This is a genomic window from Caldimicrobium thiodismutans (assembly GCF_001548275.1).
GTDB classification, from domain to species: domain Bacteria; phylum Desulfobacterota; class Thermodesulfobacteria; order Thermodesulfobacteriales; family Thermodesulfobacteriaceae; genus Caldimicrobium; species Caldimicrobium thiodismutans.
This window is the reverse complement of the sequence record NZ_AP014945.1, coordinates 1,645,572-1,665,382: the sequence shown is the minus strand read 5'-3', so window position 1 is coordinate 1,665,382 and position 19,811 is coordinate 1,645,572. Positions and strand designations below refer to the sequence as shown.

General features: G+C 39.5%; 19 protein-coding genes. 9 read left to right on the top strand and 10 right to left on the bottom strand.

Going from position 1 to position 19,811, the window contains the following annotated elements; all coding sequences use genetic code 11:
* The first annotated feature begins 4 nt into the window (after positions 1–4).
* The 5 genes from THC_RS08305 (at position 5) to holB (ending at position 4,807) form a co-directional block, all read left to right on the top strand.
* A complete protein-coding gene (locus tag THC_RS08305; protein ID WP_068516033.1) occupies positions 5–751 on the top strand; it encodes an undecaprenyl-diphosphate phosphatase in 747 nt (248 codons plus the stop codon).
* A 284-nt stretch (positions 752–1,035) separates the two neighbouring features.
* Positions 1,036–1,698: a class I SAM-dependent methyltransferase gene (locus THC_RS08300; protein WP_082706399.1), complete on the top strand. Its 663-nt coding sequence runs from the start codon at positions 1,036–1,038 to the stop codon at positions 1,696–1,698.
* Positions 1,688–2,533 (top strand): peptide chain release factor N(5)-glutamine methyltransferase, encoded by an 846-nt coding sequence (gene prmC / locus THC_RS08295; protein WP_068516027.1) that lies wholly within the window; start codon positions 1,688–1,690, stop codon positions 2,531–2,533. The genes THC_RS08300 and prmC overlap by 11 nt, the downstream gene beginning before the upstream one ends.
* Positions 2,497–3,774: a UDP-N-acetylglucosamine 1-carboxyvinyltransferase gene (gene murA, locus THC_RS08290; RefSeq protein WP_068516023.1), complete on the top strand. Its 1,278-nt coding sequence runs from the start codon at positions 2,497–2,499 to the stop codon at positions 3,772–3,774. The genes prmC and murA overlap by 37 nt, the downstream gene beginning before the upstream one ends.
* Positions 3,775–3,817: 43 nt before the next feature.
* The gene (holB, locus tag THC_RS08285; RefSeq protein WP_068516020.1) at positions 3,818–4,807 is read left to right on the top strand and encodes a DNA polymerase III subunit delta'; all 990 of its coding nucleotides are present in this window, start codon (positions 3,818–3,820) and stop codon (positions 4,805–4,807) included.
* A 176-nt stretch (positions 4,808–4,983) separates the two neighbouring features.
* On the opposite strand, the gene THC_RS09715 is transcribed toward holB, so the two are convergent.
* Positions 4,984–5,412, bottom strand: a complete 429-nt coding sequence (locus THC_RS09715; protein WP_068516018.1) for a transposase — start codon at positions 5,410–5,412, stop codon at positions 4,984–4,986.
* A complete protein-coding gene (locus tag THC_RS09710; RefSeq protein WP_068516015.1) occupies positions 5,396–6,238 on the bottom strand; it encodes an IS256 family transposase in 843 nt (280 codons plus the stop codon). Before THC_RS09710 ends, THC_RS09715 begins: the two co-directional genes overlap by 17 nt.
* Positions 6,239–6,696: 458 nt before the next feature.
* Between THC_RS09710 and THC_RS09705 the strand changes: the two genes are divergently transcribed.
* Both THC_RS09705 and THC_RS09230 read left to right on the top strand, forming a co-directional pair.
* Positions 6,697–7,128 (top strand): prepilin-type N-terminal cleavage/methylation domain-containing protein, encoded by a 432-nt coding sequence (locus tag THC_RS09705; protein WP_068516009.1) that lies wholly within the window; start codon positions 6,697–6,699, stop codon positions 7,126–7,128.
* A 141-nt stretch (positions 7,129–7,269) separates the two neighbouring features.
* Positions 7,270–7,689, top strand: a complete 420-nt coding sequence (locus tag THC_RS09230) for a prepilin-type N-terminal cleavage/methylation domain-containing protein (RefSeq protein WP_197650960.1) — start codon at positions 7,270–7,272, stop codon at positions 7,687–7,689.
* Between the two features lie 6 nt (positions 7,690–7,695).
* Here THC_RS09230 and THC_RS08260 read toward each other — a convergent pair whose 3' ends face one another.
* Positions 7,696–9,498: a TonB-dependent receptor plug domain-containing protein gene (locus THC_RS08260; protein ID WP_068516002.1), complete on the bottom strand. Its 1,803-nt coding sequence runs from the start codon at positions 9,496–9,498 to the stop codon at positions 7,696–7,698.
* A 216-nt stretch (positions 9,499–9,714) separates the two neighbouring features.
* Between THC_RS08260 and THC_RS09340 the strand changes: the two genes are divergently transcribed.
* Together THC_RS09340 and THC_RS09505 are read left to right on the top strand one after the other, a co-directional pair.
* A complete protein-coding gene (locus THC_RS09340; RefSeq protein ID WP_068515999.1) occupies positions 9,715–10,755 on the top strand; it encodes a hypothetical protein in 1,041 nt (346 codons plus the stop codon).
* A gap of 251 nt (positions 10,756–11,006) precedes the next feature.
* Positions 11,007–11,174, top strand: coding sequence for an RCKP-type rubredoxin-like domain-containing protein (locus THC_RS09505; RefSeq protein WP_167344341.1), 168 nt, complete (start codon positions 11,007–11,009; stop codon positions 11,172–11,174).
* Here the strand turns inward: THC_RS09505 and THC_RS08250 are convergent.
* The 7 genes from THC_RS08250 to xerD are packed head-to-tail and all read right to left on the bottom strand — an operon-like array spanning position 11,171 to position 19,809.
* On the bottom strand, positions 11,171–12,376 hold the full coding sequence (locus THC_RS08250) for a type II secretion system F family protein (protein ID WP_068515997.1): 1,206 nt from the start codon (positions 12,374–12,376) through the stop codon (positions 11,171–11,173). The two genes, THC_RS09505 and THC_RS08250, sit on opposite strands and share 4 nt — an antisense overlap.
* Positions 12,377–13,846: an IMP dehydrogenase gene (guaB, locus tag THC_RS08245; RefSeq protein ID WP_068515994.1), complete on the bottom strand. Its 1,470-nt coding sequence runs from the start codon at positions 13,844–13,846 to the stop codon at positions 12,377–12,379.
* A 26-nt stretch (positions 13,847–13,872) separates the two neighbouring features.
* Complete coding sequence (locus tag THC_RS08240) at positions 13,873–15,075, bottom strand: Ppx/GppA phosphatase family protein (RefSeq protein ID WP_068515991.1); 1,203 nt, start codon at positions 15,073–15,075, stop codon at positions 13,873–13,875.
* 3 nt (positions 15,076–15,078) lie between these two features.
* The gene (gene sppA, locus THC_RS08235; RefSeq protein WP_068515988.1) at positions 15,079–15,960 is read right to left on the bottom strand and encodes a signal peptide peptidase SppA; all 882 of its coding nucleotides are present in this window, start codon (positions 15,958–15,960) and stop codon (positions 15,079–15,081) included.
* Positions 15,961–17,631 carry a S1 RNA-binding domain-containing protein gene (locus THC_RS08230; protein ID WP_068515985.1) on the bottom strand — a complete coding sequence of 557 codons (1,671 nt, stop codon included), beginning with the start codon at positions 17,629–17,631 and terminating at the stop codon, positions 15,961–15,963.
* Between the two features lie 37 nt (positions 17,632–17,668).
* The gene (locus THC_RS08225) at positions 17,669–18,919 is read right to left on the bottom strand and encodes a tRNA nucleotidyltransferase/poly(A) polymerase family protein (RefSeq protein ID WP_068515984.1); all 1,251 of its coding nucleotides are present in this window, start codon (positions 18,917–18,919) and stop codon (positions 17,669–17,671) included.
* Positions 18,916–19,809 carry a site-specific tyrosine recombinase XerD gene (gene xerD / locus THC_RS08220; RefSeq protein ID WP_068515981.1) on the bottom strand — a complete coding sequence of 298 codons (894 nt, stop codon included), beginning with the start codon at positions 19,807–19,809 and terminating at the stop codon, positions 18,916–18,918. The genes THC_RS08225 and xerD overlap by 4 nt, the downstream gene beginning before the upstream one ends.
* Between the last annotated feature and the right edge of the window lie 2 nt (positions 19,810–19,811).

Here is a 19,811-nt window from a genome sequence, read left to right as displayed (position 1 = left end):
CTCCATGGATTATTTATATCCCCTTATCCTCGGGCTTATTCAGGGGCTTACCGAGTTTCTTCCCATTTCAAGCACAGGACATTTAGTGCTTATAGCAAAATTTTTCCATATCCCCTCAAATCTTGCCTTTGATGCCTTTATCCATCTTGGTTCTTTTCTGGCAATACTTATCTATTTCTGGAAAGACCTCCGGGAAATCTGGTCCCTTAAGTGGTATATCATAGTCTCGGCTATACCCGGAGCACTTGCTGGTTTTACCCTTGAACACTTGATTGAAAACCATCTAAGAAGCCCCTTAATGGTTGCCTTTTTCTTAAGTTTTATGAGTTTACCCCTTTTGCTTGGTGAGAGATTTGGAAAAAAGGAAAACACTTTAAGGGCCCTTTCTTTTTCCAAAGCTCTGGGAATTGGTTTATTTCAAGCCTTAGCTTTACTTCCTGGCACCTCTCGAAGTGGAATAACCATCTCTGCAGGGCTTATTCTCGGGCTAAAAAGAGAGGATTCTGCAAGATACTCCTTTCTTGCAGGTGCTCCTTTAATTCTTGGAGCAGGTTTATATGAGGGCCTAAAACTTATTAAAACCAATAGTATTCCCTTAACCTATGCCCTAACAGGATTTTTCTCCTCAGCTCTTTTTAGCTTTCTTGCCATAGCCTTTCTCCTTAACTTTCTTAAAAAACACAGCCTTTATCCCTTTATCCTTTACCGGATTCTCCTTGCCCTCCTTGTTGTGTTAATATACATTTTATAAATATTTCCCCCCCCGCCTAAGTTCACATCCTTAAAAGAAAAAAGAAAGGGTGGTAAGAGGTAAGATGTGAGAGCAGGGGAAGCCCTTGTGTGTCTGCCCAATAATGTAAAGGACCTCATAACAGACAAACACATAAATTTTCCAAAAGATGGCAAACACATAGGTTTGCCTCTACAAAATACAGGTTCATTTTCCTACAACCGAAGTAGGAGAAAAATCCTCTTAAGTCTCAAAAGATATGGACTTATACAGGGACTGGTATTTTTTTAAAATTTTGTTATCTTATGGCAGGGAAGAAAAATATGGATATTAAAAATTTAACACTTGAAACTGAACTTATTACTATCAGGGGTAAGACCTTAAGGCTTTTTCGTCCTGCTAAACTTGAGGAAGTCTTTCAAGGTGATCCCTTTTTAGAAACGGAAAAATTTCCGCTCTGGTTAAAGCTCTGGGAGGCTTCAATTGTGCTAACGGATTATTTAGGAAGTCTTCCTCCTGGAAAGGAAATTCTTGAGCTTGGGGCAGGGCTTGGTGTCATAAGTCTCTTTGCCTCAGCCTTTGGTCACAGGGTCTTAGCAACAGACAAAGAAGAACTTCCTCTTAAACTGCTTGAAAAATCCGCTAAGGAAAATGGTCTCTCTCTTAATATTCAAAAACTTGACTGGCTTGCACCAGAAATATCTAAAAAATTTGACTTAGTAGTGGGTGCTGAAATCATCTTTAAAAAATCCCATTTTGAGCCTCTCATAAACCTCTTTAAAAGCTCGCTTAAGCCTGAAGGTGAGGTTCTTCTTGCACACTCAGCAGAGAGAAAGCGAATTCTTATCCCCTTTCTTCACAGGGCTCAGGAATTTTTTGAAATTCAAACAAGTATCAGGAAACTGAGATCTCAAGAGGAAACTCAGGAAGTCATTCTAAACAAACTTCTTCCCAAGCGTGAAGGTTAAAGAGGCCCTTCTTTATCTTCAAGAAGCTCTCTTAGAGGTTGAGGATCCAGTTTCTGCAAGATCTTCTGCCCTGATAATTCTTGCTCACTTCCTTAAAACCTCGCCTCTTAATGTCTTTCTTTATCCGGAAGAGGAGATTCCTGATGAAGAACTGAAAAAGATCCTTGAAAAAAGGCTTACTTTCAAACCCCTCCCCTATATTCTCAAAGAGGCTTATTTTTATGGCCGGGCTTTTTATGTGGAAGAGGGTGTTCTTATTCCAAGGCCAGAGACAGAAACCATCATTTCAGCCTTTCTTGAGACAGGGATTCAGGAGGGTCCGATCTTGGAACTGGGATGTGGCTCAGGGGTTATCTCCGTTACTCTTCTCCTTGAATGCCCAAAACTCATAGCCTTTGCAGTGGATATCTCAGAAAAGGCTATAGAGGTGACCAGGAAAAATGCCTATCTCCATAGAGTTTATGATAGACTCTTTTTGATCAGGGGAAACTGGTTCACTCCCCTTAAGAAAGCCCCCTTTTTTAAAGCCATTCTTTCAAATCCTCCTTACATCTCCCTTGAAGAATGGAAGACCCTTGATAGAGAGGTCAGAGACTTTGAACCTAAAGAGGCCCTTCTTGCCGGGCCTTCTGGAAGGGAGTTCCATGAAAATCTTCTTGAAAATGCCCCTTTTTATCTTCAGGAGGGGGGTTTTCTAATTTTTGAGATGGGGTATAATCAGGCTTCAACCATACTTACCCTTGCCAGAGAATATAATTATGAGTTTAAATTTTACAAAGACCTTTTAAATATTGAAAGATGCGCCCTGATGTGGAAAAACAGAAAAGATACCTGATTAAAGGAGGAATCCCTTTAAATGGGGAAATTGAGGTTAAGGGTGCAAAAAATGCTGTGCTACCAGCCCTTTCAGCAACTCTCCTTGCCAGAGGAGAATACAGGCTTAAAAATGTCCCCCGTGTTAGAGATGTCTTTTGTATGCTCAAGATCCTTGAACATCTTGGAGCAAAATTTTCCTTTGAGGGCTCTACCCTTTTCTTAGATACAAAATCTGTCAATCACACCGAGATTCCCTATGATCTTGCCAGAGAGATCCGGGCCTCCATCCTCTTTCTTGGAGCACTAACTGCCTCCTTCGGGGAAGCCAGAGTTCCATTGCCTGGAGGATGTGCCATAGGAAAAAGACCGGTTAATTTCCATGAAAAAGGGCTTATGCAACTTTCCGCTGAGATTTACCTTGATCACGGAAACATTGTCACAAAGGCGCGCAAACTCAAGGGAGCTGAAATCATTCTTGATTTCCCCTCGGTTACAGCAACGGAAAATCTTCTCATGGCAGCAAGCTTAGCTGAAGGAGAAACTATTATCAAAAATGCAGCCCGAGAGCCAGAAGTGGTCTTTCTTGCGGAGATGCTTTCTCGCATGGGTGCAAATATTAAAGGAGCAGGAGAAGATACCATTTATATCAAAGGTAAAAGGAGTCTAAAACCTGTAAAAATAGAAATAATTCCCGATCGTATTGAAGCTGGCACTTTTCTTGTTCTATCAGCGCTCCTTCCCGAAAATAAGGTGATAGTTAAAAATCTCCCTGAGGAATATTTGGAGACGCCTCTTTTAAAACTTCAGGAGATGGGAGTAAAGGTTGAAAGGCTTGGAAAGGGAATCTTTCGGGCTAACCGACCTCAGAAATTTAGACCCCTTGAGGTTGTTACAGCTCCCTATCCTGGTTTTCCAACGGACCTTCAACCCATCTTTGCAGTGCTTCTCACTCAGGCTGAAGGGCTCTCCCTTATAAGGGAGAATCTCTTTGAAAACAGATTTCTCTATGCTCTGGAACTCAACCGTCTGGGAGCTAATATCAAGGTAGAGGATAGAGTAGCCTTAATTTCAGGGCCAACTCCACTTACTGGCTCTCCTGTTAAAGCTACAGATCTCAGAGCCGGGGCTGCCCTGATTTTGGCTGGCCTTATGGCTGAAAACACAACTACCCTCTATGAGGTTGAGCTTGTTGAAAGGGGCTATGAGGCTCTTCCTGAAAGATTGGCATCCCTTGGAGCAAAAATTGAAGTCCTATCCTGATTACCCTTGCAATCAACAGAAGTTATATTAACCTTCTGAAACTGTGCAGGAAAAAGAATTTTTAATCCCTCCAAAGCCTGAGACAGACTCATCTTCCATACTGAGTTTTTCTGAAGTGTTTGGTCAAAAATCAGCCAGGAGTCTTCTGGAATCCGCTCTAAAGAGGGGAAGGCTTGCTCATAGTTATCTCTTTGTTGGGCCAAAGGGAGTGGGGAAAAAAACTATGGCCTATGCCTTTATCTATCATCTCTTTTGTGCAACAAATTTTGAGAAGCCCTGTGGAGAGTGTATGGCCTGCAAAAAGCTAAAAAAAAGGCTTCATCCTGATGTGATGTTGATTTCCCCGGAAAAACGGGACATTCGTATTGATACCATCCGGTCTATTGAGCGCTTTATCCGTCTGAGACCTCTTGAAGCACCCTATAAAGTGATTCTTATAGAAAGGGCAGAGAAAATGAATCTTGAGGCTGGAAATGCCCTCTTAAAATCCTTGGAAGAACCTCCAGGTTATGTGATTTTCATACTTCTAACCGAAAATCTCCTTAAACTTCTTCCCACTATTATCTCCCGTTCTCAGGTGGTAAGATTTCATCCTTTAGCCAGAGAAACAATCAAAGAATATCTATTCAGGAGAGATTTAGATGAATCTATGGCAGAGACCTTGGCGGAGCTTTCTTCAGGAAGCCTTGGTAGGGCTCTTGAAATGGCTGAAAAGGGGCTTCTTGAGGAATTAAACGCCTTTGTTAAGGCAGGGGAGAGTAAAAATATTGAAAGATGCTTTAAAATAGCAGAAAGGCTTTCCCGTTTAGATAAAGATTCCCAGGAGCTTTTTCTTTATCTTCTTACTCTTTGGGTCTGGAGATCCTATTTGAAAGCAAAGGTTGATATATCCTATCCCTCTGCCTTCCCTGAGGAAACCTTTAAGGGAGACCCTGCTGAAGCACTGAGGATTTTGTATAAAGCCAAGGTTGCCCTTGACTTTTATGTAAATCCAGAACTAACTTTTTATACTTTAATGCTTAATCTCTTCTAAGAAGTTACAGGGCTTTAGTATTAAATAGTTTTAATACCAGGGTATTAAATTTTAATTTTTACCCATAATGCCTCATTTAAAAATCTATTTGAAATAGGTTTCGTTGCGAAATTTAATTTTCTAATTAAAATCATTTTAACTTCCCCATTATCTATTGTCAATTTTATTCCATAGTGTCAACTTTTTTGTGTATAAAATTCTTTTTCATTTGTAATAATTTTAATCTCTCCACTCCCATATCTTGCCCTCCTTTCCCCCCTTAGCTCCTCTATTATCCTCTCAAAATTTTTTAGTCTCCTACTCCTATACTTCTCATTCATCTCCTCAACTACTAAATAAACAATCTTATCAACTGAACCCTCACTCGGAAATACTTCTATAACCTTTACTCTCCTCTTCACTTCCTTAATAAATCTCTCAAGGGCATTCGTGGTATATATAAATCTCCTCAAAGGATAAGGATACTTCAAATAAACCATAAGTTTGTCCAAATCCCTCTCCCATGACCTTATTATATCAGGATAAATTCTTTCCCATTTCCTCTTAAATCTCTCAAATCCAAGCTTCCACTCTCTCTCATCGTGCCTTTCATATATCTCCTTCAAATCTTCTGCAACTGCAGGGTCTTTCTCGTTTCCTTACTCTATTCAAAGTATTCCGAACCTTATGCAACACACAGCTCTGAAAATCTGCAAGAGGATAGATAAGTTTTACAGCTTCTTCAAGCCCAGGAAGGTTATCTCCTACCACTAAAAGAGGTTCCTTTAGTCCTCTTTTATAAAGTTCTTTAAATATCTCTTTCCAATTAAGTGCACTCTCTCCACTTCCTCCAGGTATCCAATATCCTAAAATCTCCTTATGTCCATCCTCACTTAATCCAGCAACAAAATAAACTACTTCATTCTCTGTCACACCTCCACGCCTGACTTTTAAATAAGTCCCATCAACATATAACACAGGATACCACTTTGTTATAGGGGCATTTTTAAATTCCTCTATCTTTTTAGTCACAACTGATGTAATACGAGATATAGAAGTGGGAGAATATTTAACCCCGTAAATTTTTTCTAAGGTGTTAGCAACATCTCTCGTAGAACACCCACCAGCATACATGTAATAAATCAGCTCATCTAAATATAAGAATTCCCTTGAATAAGGCTCAAAAATAGCGGTTTTAAAATTTTTCTTCCTTGTTCTTGCCACCCTAAGATTTTTTATCTCTCCAAAAGGTGTTTTTAAACTCCTTAAGAAATATCCATTCCCCACATCATCCATTTCTTCACAAAAAATTCTTCTTTCTTCCAAAATCAAGGTTTCAAGAAGGTTTTTAGTCATATTTTTAATTTCCTTAAATAAGAGGTTTTCAAGTATTTTCTTTTTCTCAGGATGTTGTATAATAATTTTGAGGTTCTCATAGAGCGGATCCTTCATTTTCGCCCTCCTGGTTAGTTTTTAGGTAGAGGCTAGGAGGGCATTTTACCAAATTTTTTTAAATTCAACCCAGGTTACTGACTTAACTTTAATCCTCCCCAATCTATACACAAAATTTATAATACTACCTTTTATATCCTGGGAATAATTCCCTTTTTCTTTAAAAGTGCTCTTTCAAGTCTTCTCTGATTTCTCCTTATCTCTCTGTAAAGCTTCTTTGCCTACTCTTTTTGCCACTCTTTCTTAACCTTTTCATCATAGATAGGTTTTCTTTTGCGTTTAAGTTTAGATTTTGCACCCTTCCCCCTCCTGAATTAATTTAGGAGATTTTTTATATGAGGCAACGATAAAATTTCAAATAAATTTTAGTGAGGCAATTTTTACCCTTGACTTGCTGATTAGATAAATTAAAATTTTTTCTATAAAAGAAAGGAAAAAAACTTAAAAGGAGGTGTTGTATGAGGAAGCTTAGAGGAAGTAAGGTGGGTGGTTTTACCCTGGTTGAGTTGATGATTGTTATTGCCATCATTGCCATTCTTGCAAGCATTGCCATCCCTCAGTATCTGAAGTATCAGAGGAAATCAAAGGTTTCAAGTTATGCTCTTCCAGTAGCAAGGGCTTGCGCCATGGACATGGTGACTGCTTGTGTTGAAAATCCTTCAAATTACACTGTAACCCAAACCTCAACCCCTAATTGTTTTAGTAATGGTAGTCAAACTTTTAATACTGCAGGTGGTGATGTAACTCTTGCCACTACTCCAGGAACTTGTTCAAATGACGGGAAACTTTCAGGTGCCTCCGTTACTGGTAACCTAACTGCAGCAAGTGATTATATAGCTAAATGCACAATTGATAACCAAAATATTAAATGTGTAGTTGAAGGGCAATAGAAATATTATTCTTATATGGTTTAACCCCCTTTTAAAAAAGGGGGTTTAAATTATATGATTATGAAGTTATATGTATGCAAATTAATAGGAATTTAAAACCTTTCTCCAAGGAGCCCCTTTCAGGCTCCTTATTTTTTTATCGTGAATTCTAAGGGCTTTACCCTTGTTGAGCTGATCATTGTCATAGCCATTATTTCCATCCTTGCCTCCATTTCCATACTCACTTATATCCGCTATCAACAAAAATCAAAAATTGCTTCCAATGCCTTACCTATTGTTAAGGCCTGCGCCAATGATGCCCTCACTTTTTGTATGAGTGGCAGGGCTTCTGATATCCCGAGCATCACCATGAATGTTACCTCCCTTCCCAACTGCAGAAATGCCATAGCCACTGCCTCAGGAACTCTCAATGTCACCATAACAGGCACTTTCACCTGCGAGGCTTCAGGCCACATCTCAAATGGCACTATCACTGGAGAGCTTGAGGGAGTTGACCTCTATAAATCCCAATGCACCCTTAATAACCAGTCCATTCACTGCCAGATTCTTTCTAAATCCTGATATCTTTTAGAAACCTCCCTCAACCCTTATTCCAAACCACTGGGGAATACCTGAGACCCCTTTCTTAGCCTCAGGATAAAAGATTTCGTAATATTTTTCATCTAAAAGGTTCTTTCCCCAGATAGCAAATTTTAAATTCTTCCCTACGGGCTTTTCCCATTCAAAGTCAAGAACATATATTCCCCTTTGATTCAGCCTTTTCTGATACTGAAGGAGTAGATTTAAATTTGTTTCCCTGGGCAGTCTCCAGATTCCTCCCAAGCTTGCACCATGCCTCAGATAATTTCCATAGTAGCGGGATTTTTCTATGTCTCTTCCCTTTTGATTGAGGTAGGTATAACTGAAAAGAAAGGTATGCCCTTTCCAGCTCTTTTCAGTGTGCAAGATAAAACCAAGGGTTTTTACATCAGTATTTTCTGCTGATGAAGAAGTGCCATTAAAAATCCAGTCGATCAAATTATCTCCCTTTCTGAAAAAAAGTGTCCCAGAAAGGGTTAAATCGTGCCTCTGGAAATCAAAGCCACCCTCAAGGTTTAAGGATTTCTCCACTGAAAGATCAGGATTCCCCTTAATCCCTAAGGATTGATATCTAAGCTCTGTAACACTGGGAAGCCTGTAGGAATAATTAAAGGCAGTTCTTAATTTAAGGCCTGGCTTTAAGTTATAGGCAAGGCCAGAACCAAGGGACAAAAAGTCCTTCTCCTCCACATTGAGATCATATCTCAATTGTAAAGAAGGGTGCCACCTCTCTGAAATCTTGGGTTTAACCCCGGTGTAAAAAGATAAATTTCTGCGCAAGTATTCACCAAGTCTTGAGCTCTTAAGTCTCTCATAACCGGTTTCAATCCCGAAGAGGTAAAGGGCTCTCTCTGTCTCTAAGGCTCCGGGAATATTTATCCTGTAAAGATAAGTCTGATGCTGGTTCTGGTAAAAGGAGGGTTTCTGGCGGTCAAGAATGTAGTAGTCATAATTTTTACGATATAAAAGGGCGGGCTCTAAAAAAAGGTTATTCAGGACCAGAGATTTCTTTATGAGAAAAAGGTGCGTCCTTGTCTCTTCAAACTCATTATCAAAGCGGGGTGTATAAAAATTTCTTGCCCCGAAGTCCTTTTCAGTAAATCCGTAAAAAAGGGTCATCTCTTTATCCTTGGTATAAAGATTAAAACTTCTCAAGTCAAAATCCCGATTTTCAATAAAACCATTACTTTTTTTTGAATCCAGGGTTAAGCTAAAAGTCCTGTTACCTATGGGGAATCCTCCCTGAAGATAGACGGATTTAAAGTCATAGGAGCCAAGGTCAGCTGAAAAATTTATACCCCTTTGAGAGGGCTTAAGTAAAAAATTTAAGGCCCCACCAAAACCCCCTGCTCCATAAAGAGGACTTGCCCCTCCTGGCAAAATCTCAAGGGCTGATAGATTTTTAGTCGTAAAGGGGAGATTCATTAGGTGATGCCCGGTCTGTAAATCAGAAACCCTGATCCCTTCAAAAAGGACAAGATTTTGCTCAAAAGTTGTCCCCCGGATTGATAAATCCTCCTGAACTCCAAAGCCTCCCCTTTCACGCAGATCAAGGGAAGAATAAATGGAAGTGCCAAGGGACTCCAAAAGCTTACCTGAAAGAATCCTCACCTCTTGAGAGAGCCTTTCTGGAGGCTCTTTGACTGCAGGTGCAGTAATCTCAACTTCTTTCAACTCAATTTCTGACTGAGAAAGAGCCTCCCCCTGCCCTGAAAGGAAAACAGCTCCTCCCAAAAGCCACCAGAAAGAAAAATTTTTCACTCCTCCTGAATCTTTAATACCTATCCGCATAGACTCCTCTTTGTTAACTATAATTTTAATAAAAGTTAACATAAATAAAAATCCTGTCAATAGGGTTTTTGTATAGGATCACATTCTTCTGAAAAAAGTGGTAAAAAGGTGAGAGGTAAGAGGTGAAAGGTAGTAGAAAAAAACCTTTGAGTCTCAAAAGATAGGGGACTTATACACCACACTTGATTTTTATGAAAGTTGAATTAATGTAAAAATATGGCTCTCTTAGCGGTAGACATAATTAAAGCCCTGGAAGAACTTGAGCCTCCTGTTAGGAAAGTTTTTATAAAAATTCTTGAAAAACTTGAGAAATCTATTGGTGATACTGTAAAGCGTGAAGATTTTCTTGAGTTAAAAAATATAGTTAGTGACCTTACTAAGGCTCAAAAAGAGACCCAAGAGGAAATAAAAAAACTCACTGAAGCTCAGAAAAAAACTGAAGAAAAAGTAAATGCCCTTGCTGAGGAAGTAAAAGCGCTTGCTCAGGAAGTAAAAAGCCTTGCTGAAGCCCAGAAAAAAACAGAGGAAAAAGTAAATGAACTCGCTGAAGAAGTAAAAGAGCTTGCCCAGGCCCAGAAAAAAACCGAAGAAAAAGTAAATGAACTCGCTGAAGCCCAGAAAAAAACTGAAGAAAAAGTAAATGCCCTTGCTCAGGAACTTAAAGAACTTGCTCAGGAAGTAAAAGAGCTTGCCCAGGCCCAGAAAAAAACCGAAGAAAAAGTAAATGAACTCGCGGAAGCTCAGAAAAAAACTGAAGAAAAATTAAATAAACTTGTGGAAGCCCAGAAAAAAACTGAAGAAGAGTTAAGAAAGCTTGCGGAAGAGCACAGAAAAACAAGGGAGGATTTACACCAGTTAAGAAAAGAGTTTGGTGGATTCACAAGAACTTTTTCTTATGCCTTTGAAAATGAAGCTTACAGGAATCTTCCAAAAGTTTTAAAGGAGAAATATGGAATAGAAGTTACAGAAAGATTTATAAGGACAGAGATTGAAGGAGAGGAGATCAATTTTCTGGCAAAGGGAAGGGTAAATGGAAAAGAAGTGGTGCTTGTTGGAGAGGCTAAGTTGAGATTTGACGAGGGGAAAAGAGATTTTGATAGAGCCTTAAAAGAGATTGAGAAAAAGGAAATAGCAGTTAGAAAGGTTTATAGAGATAAAGAAGTAGTAAAGCTTATAGTAACTCACTATGCCAAGCCCATAGCTTTAAAGATGGCAGAAGAGAGAGGTATTATCGTAGTTCAAAGCTTTGAGTGGTAAAAAAAGTTATTGATTTCACTCTCCAAAGGTCAAAAATTTTTTAATTGCCTTTTTAGCTAAATTCCTCATAAGCTTACAAGAAAAAGAAAGGGTGGAAAGAGATAACAGGGAAAAAGTGAAATAAGAGGAAATACAAATTTATCTGCCCAAAGAGGTAGATTATGATCTCAACGGATATGGATGCATACAAATTATTGAAATTTTAAAAATTCTTGATTAACTTTTAAATAAAAAATTCCAGGAGGTGCTATATGGCTGTTTGGAAATGTGAGAAATGTGGAACCACTAAGGAGTCAAGGTGTAAACCTAAAAAGTGCACATCCTGTGGAGAGGCAGATTCTATGGTAAAAGAAGGAACAGGGTCTGAGTCTAAAGCAAGCTGTTCTGCCAAGAAAGGCTGTAAGAAAAAGTCTGGTTAGCCTCCTCCTACAACTCCACCCAGCTGGAAAATAGGAAGATAAAGGGCAACTAAGATTCCACCAATTACTATCCCCAGGATGATTAAAAGAATTGGTTCAATCAGGGTGGATAGGGTCTGCACAGTCCTATCCACCTCCTCTTCATAAAAATCAGCTACTTTTGTAAGCATCTCTTCTAAATTACCTGCCATCTCACCAATACGCACCATTTCAATTACCATATAAGGGAAGACACCGGTGAAAAACATGGGATCAGCAATGGTGTGCCCTGCTGAAACATTAATTCTTGTATCTTCCATAGCCTTTTCAAGAACTTTATTGCCCGAGGTTTCCCCGGCAATGGTTAAGGCCTGAAGTAAAGGCACGCCTGCCCCGATGAGATTAGCCAAAGTCCTTGCAATTCTTGATATTGCCGCTTTATGAAATAACTCGCCAAGAAGAGGTAAACGCAAAAGAATCTTGTCAGTATTATACCTGCCTTTTTCACTTTTCCGGTAATATTTGATTCCAATAACAGATGCAATAATAAAAACTACAAAAAACAAAAATATACTCTTAAAGTTCTGACTTATATTTATCAAAATTTGCGTAGGAAGTGGTAAGGATTGACCAGCTTCTTTAAAAAGTTCTGCAAATTTAGGTATAACAAAAAACATAATGATCGAGACTACAACTATTGTTACAAAGACTATAACTGAGGGATAAATCATGGCATGTTTAATCTTAGACTTTAGAGCAACTATCTTTTCAAGGTAATTGGCAAGTCTTTTAAGAACAATATCTAAATTTCCTGATTGCTCTCCTGAGCGAACCATTTGAAGATAAAGATTTCCAAAAATTTTTGGATATTCGGACATTCCTTCACTAAGAGCCATTCCTGCCTCTACCTTTCTTTTCAAATCTGTAATTACTTCTTTAAAATAAATATTTTTCTGCTGCATAGCCAGGGTCTCAAGACCTTTAACAATGGGAAGACCAGCCTCAAGCACCGTTGAAAACTGACGAGTAAAAAGGGCAAGCTCCTTATCAGAAACTCTCTTGAGCCTTATTTTAAAGGCACTTTCCTTCTTCTGATTTACCTTGATTGGAATAATATTTAATCTTCTGAGATAAACTTCTACAATTTGAGAATTGGGAGCCTCTAAGACCCCTGAACGAATCTCACCTGAGATAGATTTTCCCTTCCATTCAAAAAAGGGCATTTATTTTCCTACCCAGTAATTTGGAGATTCCCGGAGAATAGTTACATCATGCACATGACTCTCCCTATACCCTGCAGGGGTTATTTTAATGAACTTAGCCTTTTTTCTCAATTCATCAATACTCTTACAGCCACAATACCCCATCCCGGACTTTAAACCTCCTACTAACTGATAAATCATCTTAGAAACTGGCCCACGATAGGGAACCCTTCCTTCCACTCCTTCAGGCACAAATTTTGAAATATCCTCAGCTTCATAGCCATATCTTTCCCTTCCTCCTCCTTTAAACATAGCTGAAAGGGAGCCCATTCCTCTATAGATCTTATAGGTTCTTCCCTCGTAAAGAATAGTTTCCCCCGGGGCTTCCTCAGTTCCTGCAAAGAGATTTCCAATCATTACTGCATAAGCCCCTGCTGCAATGGCCTTTGTAATATCCCCTGAAAAACGAATACCACCATCCGCAATCAGAGGGATTCCAAATTTATCAGCTATAACTGCTACATTGTGAATAGCGGTAAGCTGAGGAACTCCTGCCCCAGCTACAATTCTTGTTGTGCAAATAGATCCTGGACCAACACCTACCTTGAGACCATCTGCCCCAGCCTTGATTAAGGCTTCTGCTGCCTCACTGGTTGCAATATTTCCAGCAATTAACTGACAATCTGGAAAGTGAGACTTAACCTCCTTGATAGTCTCAATAACATTTTTGCTATGCCCGTGAGCCGAGTCTATGAAAAGGACATCACAACCTGCCTTTAACAGAGCCTCAGCCTGCTTAAGGCGATTCTTCCCAACTCCGATAGCTGCTCCAACCCTGAGCCTACCAAGCTCATCTTTACAAGCATTTGGATACTTCTTTATCTTCTCAATATCCTTAATGGTTATCAAACCCTTAAGACAAAAGTTGTCATCCACAATAAGAAGCTTTTCAATCCGCCTTTCGTGAAGGATTTTGACTGCCTCATCCAAAGTAATCCCAGGCTTTGCGGTAACTAAATTCTCCTTGGTCATTACCTCTTTAACAGGTTTATCCAGCTGGGTCTCAAAGCGTAAATCTCTGTTAGTAACAATTCCAACGAGCTTCTTTTCAGCACCAACTACCACTGGAATTCCAGAAATCTTATATTCCTCCATCAGAGCCATAACCTGACGAATGGTAGTATCTGGAGAAACAGTAATGGGATCATAAATCATACCGCTTTCAGATTTTTTAACCCTCTCAACCTCTCTGACCTGTTCCTCAAGACTCATATTTCTATGGATTACTCCCAGCCCCCCTTCTCTGGCCATAGCTATTGCCATCTGGCTTTCTGTAACCGTGTCCATAGCCGCTGAAATAAGAGGTATGTTCAATTTTATCTTTGAAGTAATATATGTGCAAACTTCAACATCCTTGGGTAGGACCTGAGAATAAGATGGGACAAGTAAAAGATCATCAAAAGTATAGGCTTCACCAAGGATCTCAAGCATATAAGATCTTCTCCTTGTGAAAAAATTTAGCTTATATTATAATTCTTACTGCGGCAAAGTAAAGTTGCCTCTAAGATTCCATATTCACTGAGCAAGAGTTCATTTTTACCAAAATAGGCAAGAATCTCCCCGTAAATCACAAGCCCGGGAAGGGCAATGTCTTCTCTTCCCTCCTCCATTCCCTTCATAATTCTAATCCTTGGCAGGGTTGAATCAGCAAGCTTTTGAATTAATTTCTCCACCCGATCCGCTGTAATTTTATGGCCATGAAGCCTTTCAGGATCAAATTTGAGAAGTTTAAGGTCAAGGCTCCCAAGAAGACTGGCAGACCCTCCAGTAATAACTATTTTTTCAAAATCTTCTTTGGGAAGTTCTTTAAGTTGGTCTCTCACATAAGCCCTTAAGGATTCAAGAAGCCTTCTCGTCAAAGGATACCTTAGATTAAAGGTCTCCTTTAAAGAAACCGCTCCAAGATCAAGACTTTTAATAAGGGTAGGTTGGCCCTCTTTTAGATAGAGAAACTCTGTTGACCCTCCTCCTACATCTACAATTAGAAACTTCTTTAAATTCAACCCCAATTTCTTTAATCCATAAGATAGTCCAAGCAAGGTAAGTTCAGCCTCTTTATCCGGGGAGATAACCTCTATCTGAAAACCCGTCTCCTCAGCAATTTTTTTAAGGACTTCTTTTGCATTCTGCGCCTTTCTGAAGACTGCTGTGCCAACTGCATAATAATCCTTAGCCTTATGATTTTCTATAACCTCTTTGAAGCTTTTAAGTGCCTTTACAGCCCTTTCAATAGCCTGAGAGCTTATATTTCCTGACTCAGTTAATCCTTCACCAAGTCTCACATTTTCTCTAAAACTTTTCAAAAAAATGATGTTTTCCTCAAGTTCCTTTCCAAGAATCAAGCGGAAACTCTGAGTGCCAAGGTCAAGCCCAGCCAGAAGAGGGGTGTTCAATCTCTCCTTTAACTCCTTTCCCAAATGAAAAACTGCTCTGGCCTTACCATTAAGATAATATTTCTGCTTATTCTTAGGATTAGTAAAAAAATAGGGTTTGGCATAATGAAGCTCTAATACCCCAAAACCCCTCAATTCAATCTTTTCTCCCCTTTTGAGAGCTGTTGCCAAAATCTCAAAGAAATTATCCACAATGAATTCAAGATCCTTTTTTTCCAGTTCTGGGAATTGAATTTTAAGTCTCTCGCTAAGGTCCCGTTTGGTCATGGTTTAAATTTGTAAAAGATAGAGAGCTCTAAGACCTAAGGGTTCAAAGACCTGCACAGACTTAAAGGGAAGGCGTTCCTCTAAAAATTTCTTTAAAATACCCTTCTTTTCAGGATAATGGACTAAAACAACCTCTTTAAGGCCTGTTCGCTTTTTAAGAGCTTCAAGGGCTTGATAAAAATTTCCAAGTTCATCAATTAACCCAAGTTTGACAGCCTCTTCCCCGGTATAAATCTTTCCATTAGCAAGGGTTTTAACTTTTTCTAAAGGGAGCCTCCGGGCCTCAACTATAGCCTTAACAAATTGATCATGCAGGGCATTTACTTTTTCCTGAAGATATGCCCTTTCATCAGGAGAGAGCTTTCTAAAAGATGACCCGGTATCTTTATAAACTCCGCTTTTTATAACCTCAGAGGAAACTCCAATTTTTTCCATCAATTTTTCAAAATTGGGAAGTTGAATCATAACCCCGATGCTTCCTGTGATTGTTCCAGGATTAGCATAGATCCTCTCACCAGCTAAGGATAAATAAAGCCCCCCTGATGCCGCAACCTCCCCCATAGAAACCATAAGGGGTTTGACTTTCCTTAAAAGCTTTAGCTGTTCAAAAATTTCCTGACAGGCCCCTACTGCACCTCCGGGAGAATCAACCCTGAGTAAAACAGCCTTGATATCTTTTCTTTGCATTAACTCATTGATAGAGGATAGATAGGGCTCTGCCTCAAGAATAACCCCCTTTACTTCAAGAACACCAATTTTTGGCCCACCTCTAAAACTACTATCTTTGACCATAAAAATTAAGGAAAATAAAAAACTTGTCAGAAGAAAGAAAACCACCAGCCCTCCTACAAAGGCAAGCCCATAAACTAACCAGGGTCGCTTCATTTAAGAATCCCCCTTGGGCTGTTCAATTTTCATCTTGATTACCTTTCCGAGAGTAGAAGTCTTGGCAGAGCCCTCTCCTTGTTTATAGATTTCAATCTCCTGTTTTTCCTCCTCAGCCTGATAGGCCTTTTCAGAAAGCCAGAGTCTTCTCTTTTCTGGATCAAAAAGAATTATCTTAGCCTTGAGTCTGTCACCCTCTTTGAGCTCTCTTCTGCCCTTTTTTTCTATATCTGAAAGCTCTTTGAAGGGGAGAAAACCAATTACCCCCTCCTCTATCTTAACAAAGTATCCCTTATTTTTAGCTTCACCCTTTACCTCAACCTCTAAGATATCTCCAAGTTTATAATTTAAAGCTACCCTCTCCCAGGGATCAGAAGTAAGATCCTTAATACTTAAGACCAAACGCTTCCTTTCAGGATCAAGTTCTATAACTTTGGCTAAAACTCTATCTCCTATCTGATAAATACTTTTTAAGTCCTCAACCCTTTCCCAGGAAACCTTAGAGATATGAACAAATCCATCTACACCCTCATCTACCTCTATAAAAAGGCCAAAATCAGTAATGGTCTTTATTGGGCCTTCAACAAGGTCTCCTACTTTAAGCTTGCGGGAAATCCTTTCCCAGGGGCTTTCTTCAAGTTTTTTAAGACTTAAAATCATCCTTTTTTCTTCAGGAGAAAAATCGGTAATCACTGCCTCAACCTGATCCCCTTCTGAAAGGACATCTCTCGGCTTAAGCCCCTTTCTCCAGGAGATTTCACTTGCAGGAAGAAGCCCCTCAAGGCCTGGCTCAACTTCAACAAAGGCTCCAAAATTTAAAACCCTTACAACCTGTCCTCTGACAACCTGATCAATAGCATATTTAAGCTGGGCATTCTCCCAGGGATCAGGCTCAAGAGCTTTAAGGCTAACCTTAAGCTTATTTTTCTCTGGATCCCATTCAAGAACTTTTACTCTAATAAGATCATTCTCAGAGAAAAGGGATTCTAACTGAATATTTCTCCTTCGCGTAACCTCTGAGGCAGGTAGAAACCCACTCAACACCCCATCAAAATCAATCAAATATCCACCTTTTATGGCTTTTTTAACGCGCCCCTCAAGAATCCCCTCTTCAGTAATCTTCTTTACAAGCTCTTTGTATTTAAACTCCCTCTCTCTCTGAAGATATGCCCTGTGAGAGACAACAAAGGAGTTATCCCCAAGCTTTAAGATTAAACAGGAAAGCTCTTTCCCCTCTATTTCTTCTCCTTTGAGAGCAAGTTGAGAATGGGGCAAAAATCCTGTTAAAAGATCTCTATAGATAACCTCAAATCCACCTTTAATCCCTTTGATAATGGTAACCTTAACAGGAAAATCCCTTTCCTTTGCATCTCTTAAACTCTGCCAGGCCTCCTCCTCAAGGATCTTTTTAATTGAAAGAAGATAGGCTCCTTCAGAGGGGAATTTTTTCACCACCACTGCAGAAACGGAATCTCCAGGATGGAAAAGCAGATCCCCTGCTCTATTCCTTAATTCCTCAAGAGGAATGCGAGCCTCCTTTTTTGTCCCAATATCAACAAAGGCAAAGTCCCTATCAAAGTGTATTATAACCCCTTGAACCCTGTCACCAATCCTGATAATCCTCTCTCCTTGAGTGAAATATTCTTCTAAGAGTGTAGCAAAATCCTCCATACTGGACTCCTTTCCCCGAAATATCTTTTAGTTTAAATTAAAAATCCCGAAAAAGCAAGGCTTTAACAAGTTCTTTTTCCTCCTTCAAAGTTTTAATCTCTCCTTTAAGCTTTCTCCTACGAATCTCTCTTAATATTAAACCCACCTTTTTCCCTTCTTCAACTCCTAAGGCCTTAAGGTCATGCCCTGAAAGATGAGGTTTGATGTGCCTTAAGGTATTCCAAAATTCCATAATAGTGTGTCTAAGATTTTCTTCAAGGGCAAGTCTTAAAAGCACATAAGAAGGAAGTTTTTCAAAAGCCTCAACTCTCTCTAAGATATCCAGATTTTCAAGATACTCTTTGGTAAAAATTTTGTAAACTTTAAGAATTTTTTCTCTTTCTGGAGGAAAAAAGCCAAGTCTTGCAAGACTTTTTTCCTCCAACTCAATCAAAAAAAGCAAAAAAAACTTTTCCCTATCTTTTGGTTTGAGTTCTTTAATAGCCAAGCCAAGAATGTCTATATCAGAAGATTTTAGGGCTCGTTTTTTAAGAAGACTCAATTCAAATAAGTTAAGGGCATCTGAGTCCTCAATAAGCTTAAAAAGATTTTCTAAGGGCTCCTTGGAAAAGAATAATTTAAGCTCCTGCGCAAGTCTTGGAGGACTTAATTTTTCAAAGGCCTCAACTTCTTTGGCCCTCTCTAAGGCAAGATAAAAGTCACCAGCATAATTAAAGGAAAGCCTTACTTTATAGCGCACTCCTCTAAAGGCCCTGGTTGGATCCTCAATAAAGGAATCCCTGTGGAGGGGACAAATTTTACCTTCGCTAAGATCCTTTAGTCCTGATACAAGATCAACCACCTCTTCCTCAAAGGGTAGGGTAAGCCCATAGATAAGGGCATTTATGGTAAAGTCTCTGCGCAGGATATCTGCCTTATGGTCAGCAGGCTCAACTATGGGTAAACTGGCAACTCCAGTATAGGTCTCTCTTCTTGCGGTTACCAGGTCTATAGTAAAACCCTGAGGAAGCCTTAACTTATAAGTTAAAAACTGGGATTTAAAAAGTAATTCACCCTTAGTTTTAGCAAGTAATTCTGGAAGAAGAACCTCCCAATTTCCTTCAAGGACGAGATCTAAATCCCTGGAAGCCCTTTTGAGGAGGGCATCCCTGACAGGTCCCCCTGCAAGGTATAAAAAAAATCCCTTTTCTGATGCTAATTCCTTAGCTTCCTTTAAAAAATTTAGCCCTTGCTCCGGAACCTCTAAATATCTGGAAAATTCCTTCCAGGGAAGGTGCTGGGTTTTCATTCTCTTGCCCGAGGATGATATTTTTCATAAGCCCTTTTTAAATTTTTGAGATCCAAGTGAGTGTAAATCTGAGTTGTGAGTAAACTGCTATGTCCAAGCATAAGCTGAAGGGCCCTGAGGTCTGCTCCACCTTCCAGGAGATGGGTGGCAAAGGTATGCCTCAGGACATGGGGAGAAATCTTTGAGACATCAAGCCCAACTTGGCAGGCATATCCCTTTAAAATTTGCCAAAACCTCTGACGCGTTAAAGCCCCACCCCTTCGATTTAAGAAAAGAAAACCTCTACTCTTTGAGCCTTCAAAAAGGGGCCTTATGTTTTGAAGATAATGGGTAAGATACTCTAAGGCTATCTCCCCTAAGGGCACTAACCTCTCTTTTTCCCCTTTTCCAAAAACCCTCACTAACCCCAGATTAAGATTCAAATTTTCAATTTTCAACCTCACAAGCTCCGAGACTCTTAAACCTGTACCATAGAGAACTTCAAGCATGGTTCTATCTCTAAAACCAAGGGGGGTGGAAAGGTCCGGGGCTTGCAAGAGTCTTTCCACCTCCTCTAAGGAGAGAACCTTAGGGAGCCTCTGGGGAAGCTTTGGACCCTCAAGATGAGATAAAAAATCAATCTGAATATGGCCTTTCTCAAGGAGAAAATATAAAAAATTTTTAAGACTTGAAAGTCTTCTGGCCATAGAATAGGGATTATAGCCCCTCTCTTTTAGAAAAGCTAAATAACCCTTTATGGTTGTGAGCTCTATCTCATTAAGATGAAGGCCTTGAGATTCTAAAAACCTCAAAAAATCAGCTATATCTGAGGCATAGGCGTTTATAGTATTCAAAGAATAGTTTTTACTTCCAGCAAGATAAAGCAAAAACTCCTGTAATAACTCTGACATAG